Here is an 18,195-nt window from a genome sequence, read left to right as displayed (position 1 = left end):
ACCCTCCATTGTCACACAAACGCGAAAGCAGGGGGCCTCGCCCCCTGCTATTGTTTTGGCGTCCCACCTGAGGGAGGGCGGACAATGGCCTACGCGAAGGTGATCTGGGTTTCCCCGCTGGCGGACGGCTGGACGGTGCGATGCGCCGAGCTGGAACCGCTGGTCTTCCGGTCCGGACGACGGGCCGAGGAGCAGGCGAGGGCGCTGGCCCGCTGCATGTCGCAGCTTGGGCGCGACGCTCAGGTGCGCATCCAGGATCGGTCGATGAACCTGGTGGGCGCTCAGGACTATCCCGCCGCCTGACGTCACACGTCCGAGACGGACTCGCGCCACACGGAAAAGGCGAAACACAGCGAAACAGCAAGTGTTTTGCTGCGCTGCATCGAAGCATCCTATGCAGCAGTTGAGGGGCTAAGGCTCGGTCGTCTGTGACCGGACTTTTTTGTGTTTGTGGAAGGTTTTCCGCTCTGATGCCGCCCGTGTTCCAGCATACCGTGAAGGCTCCGGCCCTGTTCGCCGGCGTCGGCGTCCATACCGGCGCCTACACGCGCGTGGCCGTGCGCCCGTCTGCGCCCGACACCGGCATCGTGTTCGTGCGCACCGACGTCGCCGATCGCGACAATCGCGTGCCCGTGTCACCCGAAGCGGTCTGCAAGACCCAGCTCGGGACCGTGATCGGCAATGCCGACGGGGTGACCGTCTCGACGATCGAGCATCTGATGGCGGCCCTGGTGATGTCGGGCATCGACAACGCCGTGGTCGAGCTGGACGGGCCCGAGATGCCGATCATGGACGGCTCCAGCCTGCCTTTCCTGCGGATCCTGGATCGGGCCGGCCGTCGCGAGCAGCAGGCGCCGCGCCGCTATCTGGAGATTCTGGAAACGGTCGAGGTCGTGGACGGCGACAAGCGTGCGGCGCTGAAGCCGGCGGACTCCTTCGAGGTCGCCTTCGAAATCCGCTTCGACAGCGCCGCGATCGGCGTGCAGGCTGTCGACCTGGCGATGGACGAGCGAGCGTTCCGCGAAGAGCTGGCCGACTGCCGGACCTTCGGCTTCCTGCACGAGGTGGAGGCGCTGCGCGCCATGGGGCTCGCTCGCGGCGGCTCGATGGAAAACGCCGTGGTTATCGACGGCGGCCGGGTTCTAAACCCTGAAGGACTGCGGCGGCCCGACGAGTTCGTGCGCCACAAGGCGCTGGACGCCATCGGCGATCTCTTCGTGCTGGGCCTGCCGTTGTTGGGCCGTTTCGAGGGCGTGCTGGCCGGCCACGGCCTGAATAACGCCCTGGTGCGCGCCGTGGCCGCGCGGCCCGACGCCTGGCGTATCCGCACCCTGGTCCAAGACCTGGCGGAAGCGGTCTGATCCGCTGCGACTGCACTGCCGTTTGCTCGCCACAGTCGGTGGTGTAGAAGCGACTCTCCGCGTGGGGGCGCGCGCGTTGGTCTTGAGGTGAAGGTGTCTTCGGTCCGAACTTCCACTCGGGTGGTCCTTGTCGCAGCCACCTGCGCGCTCGCCCTAGCCGCCTGCGCCGGCAACAAGAAGAAGCCGCGGCTGGTCTATGAGGAGCGGCCGGTCGAGCTGCTGTACGCGACGGGCGCCAACCGCCTCGACCGCGGCCTGTGGAACCAGGCGATCAACTACTTCCAGGAAGTGGAGCGCCAGCACCCGTATTCGGAATGGTCGCGCCGCGCGATCCTGATGCAGGCCTACGCCCACTACCAATCGAACGACTATCCCGAGGCCATCGGCGACGCCGACCGCTTCATCCAGCTGTATCCCGGCAACCCGGCGGCTGCGTACGCCCACTACATCAAGGCCATCTGCTACTTCGAGCAGATCGTCGACGTGGGCCGGGACCAGGCCGCGACCGGCCAGGCGCTGGAAGCGCTGAGAGCGGTGGTTCAGCGCTATCCGACCACCGAGTACGCCCAGGACGCTCGCCTGAAGATCGACATGGTCAACGACCAGCTCGCGGGCAAGGAGATGACGGTCGGGCGCTGGTACCTGCGGAACGGCGACACCCTGGCCGGCGTGAACCGCTTCAAGACGGTCGTCGACCGCTATCAGACCACGACGCACACGCCCGAGGCGCTGTACCGGCTGGTGGAGAGCTATCTGACCCTCGGCCTGCTGGACGAGGCGCGGAAGAATGGCGCGGTGCTGGGCTACAACTATCCGGGCGATCCCTGGTATCGCGACGCCTACAGACTCCTGACCGACAAGGGCCTGCGTCCGGCGGTGGAGCCGGAGAGCGGCGGCAAGAAGGGCCTTGGCCGCCTGCCGTTCATCAAGGACAAGGGCCGGACCATCCGTCCGCCCGCGCCCACGCCGCCCGCGCCCCAGACCTCCACCGACGCCGCGGCGTCGGCGGCGGAACCGAAGGCGAACTGAGCCCTTTCCGGGCGACCTGATTCCATACGATCCTGCGCCTTGATGCTGATCGGCCTGCAGATCCGCGACGTCGTCCTGATCGAGGCCCTGGACCTGTCCATCGGGCCGGGGTTGACCGCGCTTACCGGTGAGACCGGAGCGGGCAAGTCGATCATCCTGGACGCGCTGGGCCTCGCCACCGGCATGCGCGCCGAAAGCGGCCTCGTGCGCCGGGGTGCGGCTCAGGCGGTGGCGACCGCGGTGTTCGCGCCGGCGCCCGACCATCCCGTGTGGGACCTGCTCGAAGAGAAGGGCCTGGCTTACGCCCGCGACGAAGATCTCGTCCTGCGTCGCTCGCTGTCGGCCGACGGCCGCAGTCGGGCCTTCGTCAACGACCAGGCGAGCGGCGTCGGCGTCCTCAGGGAGATCGGTGAGCGGCTGCTCGAGGTGCATGGGCAGCACGAGACCGTGGGCCTGCTGGACGCTCGCACGCACCGGCCGATGCTGGACGCCTTTGGCGGCCTGGAACCGCTGGCGGCGGAGGTCGCGGCGCGGCACCGCGACTGGCGCGCGGCCCGGGAGCGGGTCGAGGCCCTGCGCGAGGACGTGGCCCGCGCCGCCGCCGAGACCGAGGAGCTGACGTTCCGGTTGTCCGAGCTGGATCGCCTGGATCCGAAGGAGGGCGAGGAAACGGCGCTCGCCGAGGAACGCGCCCTGCTCGGGTCGGCGGAGAAGGCGCTGGCCGACATCGCCGCGGCCCGCGAGGTCTTCGACGGACTGTCGGCCAAGGTGGCTTCAGCCGTGCGCGCCCTCGAACGGGCGCGGGAGCGGGCGGTGACCGCCGGCGCCGGCGCCGACAGCGCGGCGGTGGCTCGGGTGACCGAAGCGTCCGCCGCCCTGGACCGCGTGCTGATCGAGGCGGGCGAGGCGGAGGCGGCCATCGATGCGGCCGCCAGCGCCTTCGACTTCGAGCCTGACCGCCTGGAGAAGGCGGAGGAGCGGCTGTTCGACCTGCGCGGCCTAGCCCGGAAGCTGAACGTGGCCGTGGAGGAGCTGCCGCTGCTGCGCGTGCGCTTCGCCGAGCGGCTGCGGGCGGTGGAGTCCTCGGAGGACGCGTTGAAGGCGGCAGAGGCCGCGCTGAAAGCCGCGCGCGACGCCTACATCGAGGCGGCCGCCCGGCTGACCGATGGCCGCAAGACCGCCGGCGAGCGGCTGGCGATGTCGGTGATGGGCGAGCTTTCGCCCCTCAAGCTGGAGAAGGCGCGCTTCCGGGTCGCCGTCGAGGCGCTGCCGGAAGAGCGCGCGGGGCCCACGGGCCTCGATCGTGTCGCCTTCGAGGTGGCCACCAACCCCGGCGCTCCGTTCGGCGACCTCGGCGCCATCGCCTCGGGCGGCGAGCTGGCGCGCTTCGCGCTGGCGCTGAAGGCCTCGCTGGCCGGCCGCGCGACCGGGCCGCAGCCGCTTATGATCTTCGACGAGGTGGACCAGGGCGTGGGCGGCGCGGTGGCGGACGCCGTGGGCCTGCGCCTGAAGAAGCTCGCCGGGAACGCGCAGGTGCTGGTCGTCACCCACTCGCCGCAGGTGGCGGCCCGCGCCGAGGCGCATTGGCGCATCGCCAAGGCCGGCGACGCCGAACGCCTTCGCACGGCGGTGGAGGTGCTCTCGCCCGCCGACCGCGAGGAGGAGATCGCGCGGATGCTGGCCGGCGCGCAGATCACCGACGCGGCTCGCGCGGCGGCTAGGGCCTTGATCGGCGCCTGACGCCGTTTGCGGGGCAGGTTAGACGTTCAGGCGATGAAGCCGCCCGAGTCCCTAACCGAAGCCGAAGCCGTCGAAGAGCTGACGAAGCTGGCCGACGAGATCGCCCGGCACGACATCCGCTACTACCAGGAAGACGCGCCCTCGATCTCGGATGCCGAGTACGACGCGCTGAAGCAGCGCAACACAGCGATCGAGGCCCGCTTTCCGCACCTGATCCGGGACAACTCACCAAGCCTGCGCGTCGGCGCCGCGCGGTCGGAGCAGTTCGCCCCCGTCGAGCATGGCGTGCCGATGCTCAGCCTGGACAACGCCTTCTCGGACGAAGACGCCCTTGAGTTCGACGCCCGCGTGCGCCGCTTCCTGAAGCTGGACGAGGAGGTCTCGTACACCGCCGAGCCCAAGATCGACGGCCTGTCGTGCTCGATCCGCTACGAGCAGGGGCGGCTGGTCCAGGCGGCGACGCGCGGCGATGGCCGGGTGGGCGAGGACGTCACCGCCAACGTCCGCACCATCAAGGAGATTCCGCAAAGGCTCGCGGGCTCCGGTTGGCCGGACGTCATCGAGATCCGCGGGGAGGTCTATCTGGGGCACGCGGAGTTCGCAGCGCTGAACGCCGCGGCCGAAGCGGCCGGGCAGAAGACCTACGCGAACCCGCGCAACGCCGCGGCGGGATCGCTGCGCCAGATCGACCCGAAGATCACCGCCCAGCGCCCGTTGCGCTTCTTCGCCTATGCCTGGGGCTACCTCAGCGCACCGTTCGCGGAGACCCAGTGGGCGGCGCTGGAGGCGCTCCGGAGCTGGGGATTCCAAGTCACGCCGCAGTCGCGGTGCGTGAAGGGCGCCGACGGGCTCCTGGCCGCCTATGCCGCGATGGAGGCGGAGCGACCGCACCTGGGCTTCGACATCGACGGTGTCGTGTACAAGGTCGACCGCCTGGACTGGCAGCAGCGGCTCGGCTTCGTCTCCCGGGCCCCGCGCTGGGGGATCGCCCGCAAGTTTCCGGCGCAGCAGGCCCGGACGGTGCTGGAGGCCATCGACATCCAGGTGGGGCGAACGGGCGCGATGACGCCCGTGGCGCGACTGACGCCCGTGACGGTGGGCGGCGTGGTGGTCACGAACGCGACCCTGCACAACGCCGACGAGATCGAACGGCTGGACGTCCGCATCGGCGACACGGTGATCCTGCAGCGCGCCGGCGACGTGATCCCGCAGATCCTCGGCGTGGTCGCCGACGAGCGACAGGCGGACGCGAAGCCCTACGAATTTCCACACGTCTGCCCCTGTCCGCTCCACACCGAGGTGGTGCGGGAGACCACCGCGTCCGGAGCCGAGACCGTGGTGCGCCGCTGCTCGGGCGAGTTTGCCTGTCCGTTCCAGAAGCTGGCCCACCTGCGCCATTTCGTGAGCCGCCGCGCCTTCGACATTGAAGGCCTCGGTGAGAAGCAACTCGTGCTGTTCAGCGAAAAGGGCTGGCTCAATTCGCCCGCGGACATCTTCCGCCTGCGCGAGAAGCGCGAGGAGCTGCTGAGGCTGGAGCGGTTCGGCGAGACGAGCGTGACCAACCTGCTGAACGGCATCGAGGCCCGGCGCACCATCAGCCTCGACCGGTTCATCTATGGCCTGGGGATCCGTCACATCGGCGAAACGACGGCCGTGGTGATGGCGCGCGGCTACGGGAGCGTCGACGCTTTCCTGGCGGCCATGGACAGGGTGGCCGGGCGCGATCCCGAGGCGGTGCAGGAGCTGGACGACCTGGACCAGATCGGCGGCGCGGTCATCGAGGCGGCGGCGGCGTTCTTCGCCGAGGAGCACAACCGCGCGATGGTCCAGGACCTTAAGGGCCAGCTCACCGTCCTCGATGCGGAGAAGCCGAAGACCGACACGGCCGTCGCCGGCAAGACGGTCGTCTTCACCGGCGCTCTGGAGCGGATGACCCGCGACGAGGCCAAGGCCCAGGCGGAGCGACTGGGCGCCAAGGTGTCGGGTTCGGTGTCCAAGAAGACCGACCTGGTCGTCGCGGGCCCGGGTGCGGGCTCAAAGCTCAAGACGGCGAACGACCTTGGCATCCAGGTGATGACCGAAGACGAGTGGCTTGCGTTGGTGGAGCAGGCCTAGGCGGCGGGAGCCTCCAGCGGCGTGCGTATCGTGCAACGGACGCCGGCGGGCTCGTAGAGGACCTCGACCTCGCCCCGCAGCTCTGAGGCGAGGCCACGTTCCAGGAGGCGCGAGCCGAACCCTCGACGCTTGGGCGCCGCCACGGCGGGGCCGCCGCTCTCGGCCCACTGAAGGGCCAGTGTGGGACCCGCGGCGTCCTCGACCCGCCAGTCCAGGCGCACCTGGCCCGCTGGCGCGCTGAGCGCGCCGTACTTCAGCGCGTTCGTGCCGAGCTCGTGGAAGGCCATCGAGAGCGCCAGCGCCGTCTTTGGCGCAAGGCGAATATCCGGCCCGACGAGGCGCACGCGGTCGGCGGCGCCGTCGAGGGCGCGCAGCACGCCCTCGGCGATGTCGGCGACGCCGACGCCGTCCCACTGCTCGCGCGTCAGGATGTCGTGGGCCGCCGCCAGCGCGGTGATCCTTTGGAGGAAGGCTTCGCGGGCCGCTTCCGGCGCCTCGGTCCCCCGCAGGGTCTGGACGGCGATCGCCTGGACCGTGGCGAGGTTGTTCTTCACCCGGTGGTTCAGCTCCAGCACCATCAGGCGCAGGTGCTCCTCGGCGAGCTTCTGCTCGTGAACGTCCTCGGTCGAGCCGTACCAGCGGATGATGGCGCCGTGCTCATCGCGTCGCGGGTAGGCCCGGGAGCGGATCCAGCGGTGCTCACCCGTCGTGCGGCGCACGCGATGCAGGATGTCGTACGGCTCGCCCGTGGCCACCGAGCGACCCCAGACATCGAACGTCCGCTGGACGTCGTCGGGATGCAGCGCGTCGGCGTAGGACGAGCCAAGGCCCGTCGTACCGGTCCACTCCCGCCAGCGAGCAGCCACGCGATCGAGTTGGCCATCGGGCTGCGCCGTCCAGGCGACCTGCGGGTTCAGTTCGGCTGCGTGACGATAGTCTTCCTCAGCTTCGCGGAGCTGCGCCTGAATGCGCGCGCGCTCCGTGACGTCGGTCAGGGCGACGCTGGCGCCGCCGGCGCGGAGCGGGGTGATGCGGAGTTCGACGGTCCGGCCGGGTCGGAAGGCGGAGGGAGCCTCCATGTGCGCGCCGAGCCCCTCGGACATGGCCCGCTCGCAGGCCCGCCCGAACTCGGTGTCGCGGCCGGCGGGCCAGATTTCCCAAATGGACCGGCCGAGCACGGCGTCGCGCTTGAAGCCGAAGAATTCCTCGGCCGCCCGGTTGAAGACGACGATCCGCCATTCCGGATCCACCGCGTAGAAGGCGTCGCTGACGCTCTCGATGAAGTCGTCCAGCCGGCCTTCGGGCGAGGCCGGACTTTCACCACGCGTCTGGCCGTCGTCGCTCACTCGGGACTCCCGCAGGCTCGGAACGCAGCTAACGTCAGCGGCGCTTGCCCTTCAACTCCCCGCAGGCGTCCGGTTCCTGCGTCCACATAAGATGGGCGATCTTCCAGGTCCCTTCGACCTTGACCATGTCGAACACGTCGATCCCGCAGTGCGTGGTCTTGCCCTGCAGCTGAAACTCGTAGGGGGCCCAGACCACGGCGATCGGGCCGCGGCGCATGACCACCGGATCCCACATCTTCTCGTCGAGGCCCGACTGCCCCTCGACGCTGTCGATGAAAACGCCGCCTGGGCGGCGCGACAGCTTCACCTCGCCATCGGGCCCAACGCGCTGCGCGGTGAGCATGGCGTCTGGCAGCAGGGCCGTCTCCATGGCCGTACCGTTCTGCGAGCCGAGGCCGTGGAAGAACCCCTGGATGACGGCCAGGATGGCGGCCTCATCGGCGTCCTTCGGCTTGGCGCAGGCCGGCGCCGCCACGCAGGCCGCCGCCGCCAGGCCGGCGAGAAGCGTCTTCATCGTCTGTCCCCCAAACGGCGCGTCAGACCGGAGCCGTCGCCTCATCCAGCCACGCCCGCACTTCGGCGTCCAGCAGCGGGCCGACCGTCTCGCGGACGCGGGCGTGGTAGGCGTTGAACTGCTCGCGCTCCTCGGCCGTCAGCATCTCGGCCACCACCAGGCGACGGTCGATCGGCGCCAGGGTCAGGGTCTCGAAGCCGTGCATCGGCCGCTCGCCGCCCGGGACCGGCTCGGCTGGGGTGACGAACTGAAGGTTCTCGATGCGGATGCCGTACTCGCCTTCCTTGTAGTAGCCGGGCTCGTTGGAGACGATCATGCCGGGCCGGAGGGCCACGGTGTTGGGGGCCTTGGCGATCCTCTGCGGCCCCTCGTGCACGCCGAGATAGCTGCCGACGCCGTGGCCGGTGCCGTGGTCGTAGTCGAGGCCGGCCTGCCACAGCGGCGCGCGGGCCAGTGCGTCGAGCTGGCTGCCGGTGGTGCCGGCGGGGAACCTCACCCGGGCGAGCGCCAGATGGCCCTTCAGCACCAGCGTGAACCGTTCGCGCATCTCCTGCGTCGGCTCACCGATGGCGACGGTGCGGGTCACGTCCGTCGTGCCGTCCAGGTACTGGGCGCCGGAATCGACGAGCAGCAGCGAGCCCCTCTCGGCCCGCTTGTTGAGCCGGGCGGTCGGCCGATAGTGGACGATGGCGCCGTTCGAGGCCGCGCCGGCGATGGTGTCGAAGGACAGATCCTTCAGCGCGCCGGTCGCCTCGCGGAAGCCCTCCAGCTTCGTCACCACCTCGATCTCGTCGGGCGGGTTCACCTGGCCTTCGGTCGCGAGCCAGTGGAGGAAGCGGCTCAGCGCCGCGCCGTCCCGGATGTGGGCCTTGCGGCTGCCTTCGATCTCGCCGGGGTTCTTGCAGGCGCGGGGCAGGGCGCAGGGGTCCTCGCCGCGGACGACTTCGGCGCCGGCGGCCTGCAGGGCCTCGAAGTACCAGGCGGAGGACTGGGCCGGGTCGACGACCACCTTCTGGCCCTTCAGTTCGGCCAGCGCCTGCGGCAGGTCGCCGGGTGTCTCAAGGCGGACCTGGTTTCCGAGCCACGCCGGCAGCTCGGGCGTCACCTTCTGCGGGTCGAGGAAGAGCCGCGCCGAGCCGTCCTTGTTCAGGATCGCCTGGCCCAGCGGCAGGGGCGAGCGGATGACGTCGCCGCCGCGGACGTTGAACAGCCAGGCGATGGACGCCGGGGCCGTCAGCACGGCCGCGTCCGCGCCCTTGCCGGCGACGATCTCGCCAATGCGGGCGCGCTTGGCGGCGGAGCCCTCGCCGGAGTACTCGGCCGGATGCGGCACGACGGGCGCGACGGGCTGCGGCGGGCGCGCCCGGCCCCAGGCGGCGTCCAGCGGATTGGCGGCCACAGGCAGCAACTCGGCCCCGGCCTTGGCGGCGGCGGTCTTCAGCCAGTGCAGCGCGTCGGGGCTGTGCAGGCGCGGGTCGTAGCCGATCTTCTGTCCGCGGACGGCGGCGGTTTCGAGATAGGCCGGCACGCCGCCGTCCACGAGGTCGCGGATCTCGAAGACGTTCTGGTCCACCTGGTCGCGGACCTGGAGCGTGTAACGACCGTCGACGAAGATGGCGGCCTTGTCCTTGAGGATCACCGCCGCGCCGGCCGAGCCGGTGAACCCGGAGGCCCAGGCGAGGCGGTCGTTCGCCTCAGGCAGGTACTCGTTCTGGTGCTCGTCCTCATGCGGCACGAGGAAGCCGTCGAGCCCCTGTTCCTGCATGGCCTTGCGGATCAGCGGCACGTGCTTGGGACCGAAGCTGCGGTCGGTCGTCTCGTCGAAGGTCTGGCGCATGGCGGGCATGTAAGCCGTTCGGCGGCGGACGGCAAAGGGGCGAGAATCCAAAGATTATACCCGGGCAAAATTGACGCCGAGGCGCGGCTCCGCTAGACGGCGTCGATGGACAGACCGAACCGCCGCCAGCTCTCGCGCGACTACAAGGAGCGGAAGACCGCCGCGGGAATCTACGCCCTGCGCTGCCCGGCTGCGGGCGCCGTGTGGGTGGGCGTCTCGCAGAACATCGACGCCCAGGCGAACAGCATAGGCTTCGTCCTGCGCATGGGCTCGCATCCGAACCGAGAGGTGCAGACCGCCCTGAAGACGCATGGCGGGGAGGCGTTCGCCTATGGGGTGCTGGAGCGGATCGACGAACCGGACCTCACGCCGCTTGGGCTCTCAGATCTGCTGAAGCGTCGCGAGCGCCACTGGATCGAGGCGCTCGCGGGCAAGAAGCTGGCTTAGTTCGGGACCTCGTCGGCCGCATCCTGGGCGGCGTCGGTGGCCGCGTTGGCGACGTCCTGCGTGCCCTCGGCGGCGGCCTGGGCGGCGCTCTCGGTCGCGGCGGCCGCGCCGGCGGCGGCGTCCTGAGCGGCCTGCGCGGCGGTGGCCGCCGCCTGCTGCGCCGACGCGCTTGAAGCGGCCATCGCGGCCTCGGCGCGGCCCTGGTCGCGGGCGGCCTGCAGGTCGGACGCCTGGCGGTTGCTGTAGAGGAAGAAGACCGCGACGATCGCGACGATCGCCACAAGGGCGGCGACCCACCAACCGGCGGAGCCGCCGCTGCGGCGGACCTCGACCGTCCGCGCGGGTTCGTTCGTGACGGTGGTGCGTTCGTACTGTTCCGACATCTCGACGCTCCAAGCTTTGCCGTTCAGCCTGGAAAACGTGAGGCGCGACAGAGGGTTCCGGCTTCAGCCGGCGCGACGGAGCACCAGGGTCGCCCAGGCGTCGCGGTGCAGGCGCCGATGCAGCTTGAAGCCCTTGGAGAGATAGGCGGCCAGGACGCGGCGTTCCTGGGTGCGCAGCAGGCCCGAGAGGATGGCGAAGCCGCCCGGATTCAGCGCCGTCTTGATGTCCTGCGACAGGGCGACGAGCGGCGGGGCCAGGATGTTGGCGAAGACCAGATCGTAGGGCCCGTCGCCGCGCACCTCCGGATGGTTCAGGCCCGAGGCGTGGACGAAACGGGCGCCGGCGTTGTTCAGCGCCGCATTCTCGTTGGCGATGCGCACGGAGGGCTCGTCGATGTCGGTGCCGACGGCGATGCGCGAACCGGTGCGCGCGGCGGCGATGGCCAGCACGCCCGTGCCGCAGCCCACGTCCAGCACCCGCTCGAACCGGCGCGACTTCAGGAGATCGTGGTAGGCCTGCAGGCAGCCCACGGTCGTGCCGTGGTGGCCGGTCCCGAAGGCGGCGCCGGCCTCGATGCGGAGGTTCACGGTGCTCGCTGGGGCCAAGCCCTTGTCATGGGCACCATAGACGAAGAACCGGCCGGCCCGCACCGGCGGCAGGCCAGAGAGCGCCATGGCCAGCCAGTCGGCGTCGGCGAGCTTCTCCACGACCGTACGAAGAGCGCCGAAGCGCGTGAGGACCGCCTCGATGGCCGCGCGCTCCTCGTCAGTCGTCGGGAAGGCGTCGATGCGCCAGACGTCGCGATCCTCGTCCTCTTCCAGGATCGAGTAGGTGAGGGCCTCTGTGGCTGGCTCCGCCTCGAGGGCGGCGGCTGCGGCTTCGGCCTCGCGGCGCGGCCCGCGGGCGATGATCTGGACGGCCTCGTCGCTCATGGGCGTGAGGCTCTAGCGGGGCTCGGCGGGAAAGGCGAGGGGAGAAGCGTCAGCCCGGCGTCGCGACCGCCAGTTCGGCGCTCTCTGGATCGAGAGCGGTCTCCATCGGCTCCACGCCCACGGCGGCCTCCGCCGCTTCGCTGACCGCATAGGCCCGGCCGCCCTCCATAGAGGGGTAGTGCGGCGGCTCGCGCGCCGGCTCTTCGTAGACATTGGCGGCGACAGCCTGCGCGGACGCCGGGGCGGGTTCGTCGAAGGCCGACGGCGGCTCGTCGGCGGCATAGTCTGGCGCCGGCTCCGTCTCGTACTGCGGAGCTTTCAGCCAATCGGTCCCTATCACGTATTCCGGGATGCCCGCCGCGTAGCTGGTCCAAGAGGCGGCCGGATCCCCAAGCGCGTAGTCTCGCGGGCCAGAGGCGCCCATCTGCATCTGCAGGCCTTCGACGTCGCCGGGCGCGCGCAGGTTGGGCTGCATCACCGTCCCGGCGAAGAGGCCCACGGCCGCGACGCCGGCGGCGCCCCACATCAGCGACTTCAGGTCCTGGGTTCGGATCAGCTTGTCCATCGTCAGCCGAAGCGTGCTTTTGAAGCTTCAGTTCCAGGTGGCGCCGATCACGTCCCCGCGCGTTTAGGGCGCCATGAGCAAGTACAAGCCCCTCTCCGATCGCCTGTCCGGCCACGATGCGCCCGAGTGGCGCGCCAGCTTCGCGGAGCTGGAGGAAGTGCTGGGCTTCCCGCTGCCCAAGGCCGCCCGCTCCGGGGGCACCTGGTGGGGCGACGACAAGCGCACCTGGCGTGACCACGGCTGGCGCGCCGACGACATCGATCACACCGGCGGCTACGTGACCTTCAAGCGGGACGGCCACATCACCGCGGCCGTAGCGGAGTCGGTCGTCGGCATGGACGAGTCGCGGGCCGAGGCTCCCGCCGAGCATGGCGCGACCGCCCCGCCGTTGCCGCCCGGCCAGGCGGTGGCGATGGGGGCCATGCCGCGCGCGACCCTTGGCAAGATGCGTCGCGCCGGCGCCGCAGCGCCGATCGTGGCGGGCGTGGCTGTCTTGGCGGGCGTGGCCGCCCTGCTGGCGCGAAATATCCGGAGGCGTCGGGCGGCCTAGGACTGCTTCTCCACGAAGCTGTCGATGACCTTCTTCTCTCCAGCCTTGTCGAAGTTCACCGTCAGCTTGTTGCCCTCGATGCCCTTAACGGTGCCGTAGCCGAATTTGATGTGGAATACGCGGTCGCCGCGGCTGTAGTCGCTGTTGGCTTCGGAGCCCGTGACGACCAGCCGCCCGTCGCCCTCGATCACCTGCTGGCGGCCCGGGTGGCTGCCTTTGTAGTTGGACGCTTGGGCGCGTCGCCAGCCGGGCGAGGAATAGCCGGCGCCGAAGGAGGGGCTTTCGTCCCAGCGGCTGCCGTGCTGCTGCATGCCGGGCCCGCCGCCGTAATAGCCGGTCTCGGAGCTGGCCTCGACATTGGCCAGGGGTAGCTCATCCACGAAGCGCGACGGAAGCTGGCTGGTCCAGCGGCCATAGACCTGGCGGTTCGCGGCGAAGCTGATGCGGGCTTCCTCACGCGCGCGGGTGATCCCGACGTAAGCCAGCCGGCGTTCCTCCTCGAGGCCTTTCTCGCCCTTCTCGTCCATGCTGCGCTGGGACGGGAAGACGCCTTCCTCCCAGCCGGGCAGGAACACCAGCGGGAACTCCAGGCCTTTGGCCTGGTGCAGGGTCATGATCTGCACCCGGTCGTCGCCCGAGCTGCGGTCGAGGTCGAGGACCAGCGACACGTGCTCCAGGAACGCCTCCAGGGTGTCGAACTGGCTCATCGCATTGATGAGCTCCTTCAGGTTCTCGAGACGCCCCTGGGCCTGCGGGCTGCGGTCGAGACGCAACGCGTCGGTGTAGCCGCTCTCCTCGAGCACCGTTTCCATCAGCCGATAGTGCGGCGTCTGCTGGATCTGCGAGCGCCAGCGGTCGAGGTCGCGCAGGAAGTTGGCCAGGGCCGTACGGGTCTTGGCGGCCAGTTCGTCGGTCAGGACCACCTGACGCGCGGCGCGGCTTGCCGAGACGCCGTTTATCCGCGCGGCTTGCAGCAGCTTCTGGACGGTGGTGTCGCCGATCCCGCGCTTGGGCGTGTTGACGATCCGCTCGAAGGCCAGATCGTCGTCTTCCGAGAAGATCAGCCGGAGGTAGGCCACGGCGTCGCGGATTTCGGCCCGCTCGAAGAAGCGCGGGCCGCCGATCACCACATACGGGATCTGCAGCATCACGAAGCGCTCTTCGAAGGCGCGCATCTGGAAGGAGGCGCGCACCAGGATGGCGATGTCGCTGTACTTGCGGCCCTGCTTGCGGGCGCGCTCGACCTCATCGGCGATCAGCCGGCTCTCGGCCTCACCGTCCCAGACGCCGCGCACCACGACCTTCTCGCCGCCCTCCGCCTCGGTCCAAAGGGTCTTGCCCAGCCGGCCCTTGTTGGCGGCGATGAGGCCGGACGCGGCGGCGAGGATGTGGCTGGTAGAGCGGTAGTTGCGCTCCAGGCGCACGACCTTGGCGCCCGGAAAGTCGCGTTCGAAACGCAGGATGTTGTCCACCTCGGCGCCGCGCCAGCCGTAGATCGACTGGTCGTCGTCGCCCACGCAGCAGAGGTTCTGGCTCTTCTGGGCGAGCAGGCGCAGCCACAGGTACTGGGCCACGTTGGTGTCCTGGTACTCGTCGACCAGCAGGTACTTGAAGCGCTCGTGGTAGTCGGCCAGCACATCGGGCTGGCTCATGAAGATCGTGATGTTGTGCAGCAGGAGGTCGCCGAAGTCGCAGGCGTTCAGGATGCGCAGCCGCTCCTGGTACAGCCGATACAGCGCCTGGCCGCGACCGTTCGCGAAGGCCTGGCTCTCGGCGGGCGGCAGGCGATCGGGTGTCCAGCCCCGGTTCTTCCAGTGGTCGATCAGCCCCGACAGCACCTTAGGCGTCCAGCGCTTCACGTCGATCTTCTCGGCCTCGAGGATCTGCTTGAGCAGCCGCTCCTGATCGTCGTCGTCGAGGATGGTGTAGTTCGACTTGAGCCCCACCAGCTCCGCGTGACGGCGCAGGATTTGGGCGGCGACCGAGTGGAAGGTGCCAAGCCAGCGCAGCCCCTCGGCCGCCGGGCCGATGATGTGGGTGATCCGCTCGCGCATTTCGCGCGCGGCCTTGTTGGTGAAGGTGACCGCCAGCAGCTCCCACGGCCGCGCCCTGCCGGTCGCCAGGATGTGGGCGAGGCGGGTGGTCAGCACGCGCGTCTTGCCTGTGCCCGCCCCGGCCAGCACCAGCACCGGGCCTTCGACAGCCTCGACCGCCGCGCGCTGCTCGGGGTTCAGGCCCTCCAGGTAGTCGAAGGCCGCCTGCGGGCGGGGGCGGGCGAGGTCGCTGATGCGGGTGGCCGGAGGATCGAAGGACTCAGAAGACATTGCCGGAGCCCCTTAGCACGCCTGAGCGCGCGAGGGCACCCGACGTTCGCGCTGCGTTCCGGCCGCTGGACGTGGGAAGCGACGGCCGGTATCGCGCTCTCGCCGCGGCTTGAGCGGCCACGGAGTTGCCCCGCTTGAGCTCGTCTCCCGCCGCCATCGTCTATGGCCTGCCGCCCGCGGAGCTCGCGGCTGCGCCGAGCGGCGCGGCGCAGGTCTCGCCGCTGATCCCCGGCTCGGCCAGCCTCAAGGACATCCCTCCGGGGAGCCTGGATACGGCGGTGGTCGCCGCTCCGCCGGGCACGATCGAGCGGCGCTACGTGCTTGCGCTGGCGCTGCGGGCGTTGGCCCCCGGCGGACGGCTCACGGCGCTGGCGCCCAAGGAGAAGGGCGGCTCGCGCCTGGGCAAGGAGCTCAAGACGTTCGGCTGTGAGGTCCACGAGACGGGTCAGCGGCATCAGCGGATCTGCCAGACCCGCAACCCCGAGACACCGGCCGGCCTGGACGAGGCGATCGCGGAGGGGCGTCCGCGGCTGTCCGAAGCGCTCGGCCTCTGGACCCAGCCGGGCGTCTTCAGTTGGGACCGCCTCGATCCGGGCAGCGCGCTGCTGGTCCAGGCCCTGCCAAGGCTCGCCGGCCGCGGGGCGGATCTGGGTTGCGGCCTCGGCTATCTCTCGCACGCGGTGCTGGTGAGTCCGGAGGTGACGGAGCTCGCGCTGGTCGACCTTGATCGGCGCGCGGTGGAGTGCGCGCGGCGCAACGTCAGCGATCCGCGCGCCAGGTTCCATTGGCAGGACGCGCGGAACGGCCCGCCTTTGGCGGACCTGGACTTCGTGGTGATGAATCCGCCGTTCCATGACGGCGGCGCCGAGGACAAGGGTCTGGGTCAGGCGTTCATCCGGCGGGGACACGCGGTGCTGCGCAAGGGTGGCGTGCTGTGGCTGGTGGCGAACCGGCACCTGCCGTACGAGGCGGTGCTGGGCGATCTGTTCGGCAAGGCGGAGCTGCGGGCCGAGGGCGGCGGCTTCAAGGTGTACGAGGCGCGGAAATGAGCGGCTCCGTCCGGCTCGACAAACTCTTGGCCAATATGGGCTACGGCTCGCGCCGAGAGATCCAGGCGCTGGCTCGCGCGGGCGCCATCACGCTGGACGGCGCGCCGGTCGGGAAGGCGGATCAGAGGATCGCGCTAGCGCCCGATCTGCCGGGCCGGATGCAGGTCGACGGCCGCCCGCTGGACCCGCTGCCGGGCATGGCGCTGATGCTGCACAAGCCCACCGGCGTCACCTGTTCGCACAAGGAGGCGGGCGAACTGGTCTATGGCCTGCTCCCGTCGCGCTGGCGGATGCGGGAGCCGGCGCTCTCGACCGTGGGTCGGCTCGATAAGGAGACGTCGGGACTCCTGCTGCTGACCGATGATGGGGACCTGCTGCATCGCATCACCTCGCCGCGGCGGCACGTGGCGAAGCGCTATGTCGCGACGCTCGCGCGACCGCTGCGCGGCGACGAGGCCGCCATCTTCGCGGCCGGCGACCTGATGCTGGAGGGCGAGGACAAGCCGCTCGCGCCCGCGGTGCTGGAGCCGCTCTCGGACCTGACCGCGCGCCTGACCATCACCGAGGGCCGCTACCACCAGGTCCGCCGAATGTTCGCCGCCGTCGGCAACCATGTGGAGGCGCTGCACCGCGACCGCATCGGCGGCCTGGACCTGCCTGCGGACCTCGAGCCCGGCCGCTATCGGTTGATGGGCCCCACCGAACTGGCGGCGATCTTCGCCTGACACCGGACCTTTGCCGCGGTCGTCCGCGTTGATCAGCGACGGCCGGCGAACCCTGCGCCGGTCGCGGGATGCCTTTCGATGGTGCAGTCGCAGGCCGCGACCGTGGACGCCTACCTCGCGGAAGTCTCGCCCGCGCGGGAGCCTCAGCTCATCCGGTTGCGCGAGATCGCCCGCCGGGTGTTGGCCGACCACCATGAAAGGATGCTCTGGGGCCGGCCGACTTACCTGCGGCATGGACGGGCGATCTTCGGCTTCGCCGAGCAGAAGCAGTACGTCTCACTGTATTTCGGCGACCATGAGCTTCTGGACGATCACGGCGAGTCGCTGTCTCGCGTCCGCCGCAGCAAGGGCTGTCTCCGCTATCGCAAATCGGCGCCGATTGACTGGGCCGTGATCGAGAGGCTGCTGGCTGAGGCGGCTCTACGCGAACCCACCTGAAACCGGAACTGCTCCGCTTGAGGGTTCGTTACCCGATCAGGAGGCAGGAGCCGTTTTCGTGGATCGCACCGGCCGCAGGACCGCGCCCTGGGTGGCGTTCTTCGCCGGCGCCGTGGCCATGCTGGCCGTGGCCCTGGCATGGGCGGCGTTCCGTCAGCGTGACGAAGCGAGCCAGGCCTTGCGCCTGGCCGCTGAGGCCGTCGAGGTGGCTCCGGCTCTCCAGCGACCGCGTCTGCCGGACGCGCCGCGTATCCCCGACACGCCGGTTCCCAGACCGCAGTAGGAGACTGATCCGATGACCGACCAAGGCCCGCAGCAGAAATCCGGCCGCCGCATCCCGCCGCTCGTCTGGGTCGTGCTTGCGCTGCTTGTGGGTTGGCTGGTGGTGGCCATGGTCCAGCGCGGCGGGACCGACCGCACGCCGGGTGGCGGTTCGCATCCGACGGCCGAGCAGGGGACTTCGGTGATGCCGCCTGCGCCGGCGAACGGCACGGCCCCGGCGACGCCGGGCAACGTCGCGCCCGGCCCGGCCAACCCGACGCCGGAGTAGGCTAGCCGCCCCGGGCGTACGTCAGCGCCGCGACCCGGCAGGCCGAAGCCAGCGGGCGTCCAGCGCGGGCGCGGTCGACCCCTACGATGAGTGCGGCCAGGCTGACGCCGCGCGCCTGCGCCATCTCGTCGAGCACGGCCCAGAATTCCGGCTCGAGCGCGATTGAGGTCGCGTGACCGGAGAGCAGGACGGAACGCTTCTTGAGCTGCGGCATGGAGCCTCTTGTAAGGAACTCCAGGTCCCGAGCGCCATAGCCCTTGCAAAAAGGTGACGGGGTCGTCATTTTTTG

At 70.2% G+C, this 18,195-nt stretch carries 20 protein-coding genes; 12 read left to right on the top strand and 8 right to left on the bottom strand.

Annotated elements, in window-relative coordinates:
• Positions 1–84: 84 nt before the first annotated feature.
• From ACO2Q0_RS03605 to ligA, 5 genes are all read left to right on the top strand, one after another.
• Positions 85–303 (top strand): hypothetical protein, encoded by a 219-nt coding sequence (locus ACO2Q0_RS03605; RefSeq protein WP_423350105.1) that lies wholly within the window; start codon positions 85–87, stop codon positions 301–303.
• 167 nt (positions 304–470) lie between these two features.
• A complete protein-coding gene (lpxC, locus tag ACO2Q0_RS03600) occupies positions 471–1,361 on the top strand; it encodes a UDP-3-O-acyl-N-acetylglucosamine deacetylase (RefSeq protein ID WP_423350104.1) in 891 nt (296 codons plus the stop codon).
• A gap of 120 nt (positions 1,362–1,481) precedes the next feature.
• A complete protein-coding gene (locus ACO2Q0_RS03595; RefSeq protein WP_423350103.1) occupies positions 1,482–2,390 on the top strand; it encodes an outer membrane protein assembly factor BamD in 909 nt (302 codons plus the stop codon).
• A gap of 42 nt (positions 2,391–2,432) precedes the next feature.
• On the top strand, positions 2,433–4,130 hold the full coding sequence (gene recN / locus ACO2Q0_RS03590; protein ID WP_423350519.1) for a DNA repair protein RecN: 1,698 nt from the start codon (positions 2,433–2,435) through the stop codon (positions 4,128–4,130).
• Between the two features lie 33 nt (positions 4,131–4,163).
• Positions 4,164–6,245 (top strand): NAD-dependent DNA ligase LigA, encoded by a 2,082-nt coding sequence (ligA, locus tag ACO2Q0_RS03585; protein ID WP_423350102.1) that lies wholly within the window; start codon positions 4,164–4,166, stop codon positions 6,243–6,245.
• Here ligA and ACO2Q0_RS03580 read toward each other — a convergent pair.
• The 3 genes from ACO2Q0_RS03580 to ACO2Q0_RS03570 are packed head-to-tail and all read right to left on the bottom strand — an operon-like array spanning position 6,242 to position 9,942.
• Positions 6,242–7,591, bottom strand: a complete 1,350-nt coding sequence (locus tag ACO2Q0_RS03580; RefSeq protein WP_423350101.1) for a sensor histidine kinase — start codon at positions 7,589–7,591, stop codon at positions 6,242–6,244. The two genes, ligA and ACO2Q0_RS03580, sit on opposite strands and share 4 nt — an antisense overlap.
• A gap of 34 nt (positions 7,592–7,625) precedes the next feature.
• Complete coding sequence (locus ACO2Q0_RS03575) at positions 7,626–8,105, bottom strand: nuclear transport factor 2 family protein (RefSeq protein WP_423350100.1); 480 nt, start codon at positions 8,103–8,105, stop codon at positions 7,626–7,628.
• A 22-nt stretch (positions 8,106–8,127) separates the two neighbouring features.
• Positions 8,128–9,942 (bottom strand): aminopeptidase P family protein, encoded by a 1,815-nt coding sequence (locus ACO2Q0_RS03570; RefSeq protein ID WP_423350099.1) that lies wholly within the window; start codon positions 9,940–9,942, stop codon positions 8,128–8,130.
• 105 nt (positions 9,943–10,047) lie between these two features.
• On the opposite strand from ACO2Q0_RS03570, the gene ACO2Q0_RS03565 reads away from it, so the two are divergent.
• Positions 10,048–10,389: a GIY-YIG nuclease family protein gene (locus ACO2Q0_RS03565; RefSeq protein WP_423350098.1), complete on the top strand. Its 342-nt coding sequence runs from the start codon at positions 10,048–10,050 to the stop codon at positions 10,387–10,389.
• Here the strand turns inward: ACO2Q0_RS03565 and ACO2Q0_RS03560 are convergent.
• The 3 genes from ACO2Q0_RS03560 to ACO2Q0_RS03550 form a co-directional block, all read right to left on the bottom strand.
• Positions 10,386–10,772, bottom strand: a complete 387-nt coding sequence (locus ACO2Q0_RS03560) for a hypothetical protein (protein WP_423350097.1) — start codon at positions 10,770–10,772, stop codon at positions 10,386–10,388. The two genes, ACO2Q0_RS03565 and ACO2Q0_RS03560, sit on opposite strands and share 4 nt — an antisense overlap.
• A 63-nt stretch (positions 10,773–10,835) precedes the next feature.
• Positions 10,836–11,705 carry a 50S ribosomal protein L11 methyltransferase gene (locus ACO2Q0_RS03555; RefSeq protein ID WP_423350096.1) on the bottom strand — a complete coding sequence of 290 codons (870 nt, stop codon included), beginning with the start codon at positions 11,703–11,705 and terminating at the stop codon, positions 10,836–10,838.
• A 49-nt stretch (positions 11,706–11,754) separates the two neighbouring features.
• The gene (locus tag ACO2Q0_RS03550) at positions 11,755–12,270 is read right to left on the bottom strand and encodes a hypothetical protein (protein ID WP_423350095.1); all 516 of its coding nucleotides are present in this window, start codon (positions 12,268–12,270) and stop codon (positions 11,755–11,757) included.
• A 73-nt stretch (positions 12,271–12,343) separates the two neighbouring features.
• Between ACO2Q0_RS03550 and ACO2Q0_RS03545 the strand changes: the two genes are divergently transcribed.
• Complete coding sequence (locus ACO2Q0_RS03545) at positions 12,344–12,820, top strand: DUF7662 domain-containing protein (protein WP_423350094.1); 477 nt, start codon at positions 12,344–12,346, stop codon at positions 12,818–12,820.
• Here ACO2Q0_RS03545 and ACO2Q0_RS03540 read toward each other — a convergent pair.
• Complete coding sequence (locus ACO2Q0_RS03540; protein WP_423350093.1) at positions 12,817–15,144, bottom strand: UvrD-helicase domain-containing protein; 2,328 nt, start codon at positions 15,142–15,144, stop codon at positions 12,817–12,819. The two genes, ACO2Q0_RS03545 and ACO2Q0_RS03540, sit on opposite strands and share 4 nt — an antisense overlap.
• 134 nt (positions 15,145–15,278) lie before the next feature.
• Here ACO2Q0_RS03540 and ACO2Q0_RS03535 point away from each other — a divergent pair, with 134 nt between their 5' ends.
• From ACO2Q0_RS03535 to ACO2Q0_RS03515, 5 genes are all read left to right on the top strand, one after another.
• Positions 15,279–16,193, top strand: a complete 915-nt coding sequence (locus tag ACO2Q0_RS03535; RefSeq protein WP_423350092.1) for a class I SAM-dependent methyltransferase — start codon at positions 15,279–15,281, stop codon at positions 16,191–16,193.
• On the top strand, positions 16,190–16,918 hold the full coding sequence (locus ACO2Q0_RS03530) for a pseudouridine synthase (protein ID WP_423350091.1): 729 nt from the start codon (positions 16,190–16,192) through the stop codon (positions 16,916–16,918). Before ACO2Q0_RS03535 ends, ACO2Q0_RS03530 begins: the two co-directional genes overlap by 4 nt.
• A gap of 78 nt (positions 16,919–16,996) precedes the next feature.
• Positions 16,997–17,356 carry an iron chaperone gene (locus ACO2Q0_RS03525; RefSeq protein WP_423350090.1) on the top strand — a complete coding sequence of 120 codons (360 nt, stop codon included), beginning with the start codon at positions 16,997–16,999 and terminating at the stop codon, positions 17,354–17,356.
• A gap of 58 nt (positions 17,357–17,414) precedes the next feature.
• Positions 17,415–17,639: a hypothetical protein gene (locus tag ACO2Q0_RS03520; RefSeq protein ID WP_423350089.1), complete on the top strand. Its 225-nt coding sequence runs from the start codon at positions 17,415–17,417 to the stop codon at positions 17,637–17,639.
• 12 nt (positions 17,640–17,651) lie between these two features.
• Positions 17,652–17,906, top strand: coding sequence for a hypothetical protein (locus tag ACO2Q0_RS03515; protein ID WP_423350088.1), 255 nt, complete (start codon positions 17,652–17,654; stop codon positions 17,904–17,906).
• 1 nt (position 17,907) lies between these two features.
• Here ACO2Q0_RS03515 and ACO2Q0_RS03510 read toward each other — a convergent pair whose 3' ends face one another.
• Positions 17,908–18,120, bottom strand: coding sequence for a ribbon-helix-helix domain-containing protein (locus ACO2Q0_RS03510; RefSeq protein WP_423350087.1), 213 nt, complete (start codon positions 18,118–18,120; stop codon positions 17,908–17,910).
• Positions 18,121–18,195: the final 75 nt, after the last annotated feature.

The organism is Phenylobacterium sp. VNQ135 (assembly GCF_049445735.1).
GTDB lineage: Bacteria > Pseudomonadota > Alphaproteobacteria > Caulobacterales > Caulobacteraceae > Phenylobacterium.
This window is presented reverse-complemented; position numbering and strand designations above follow the sequence as displayed.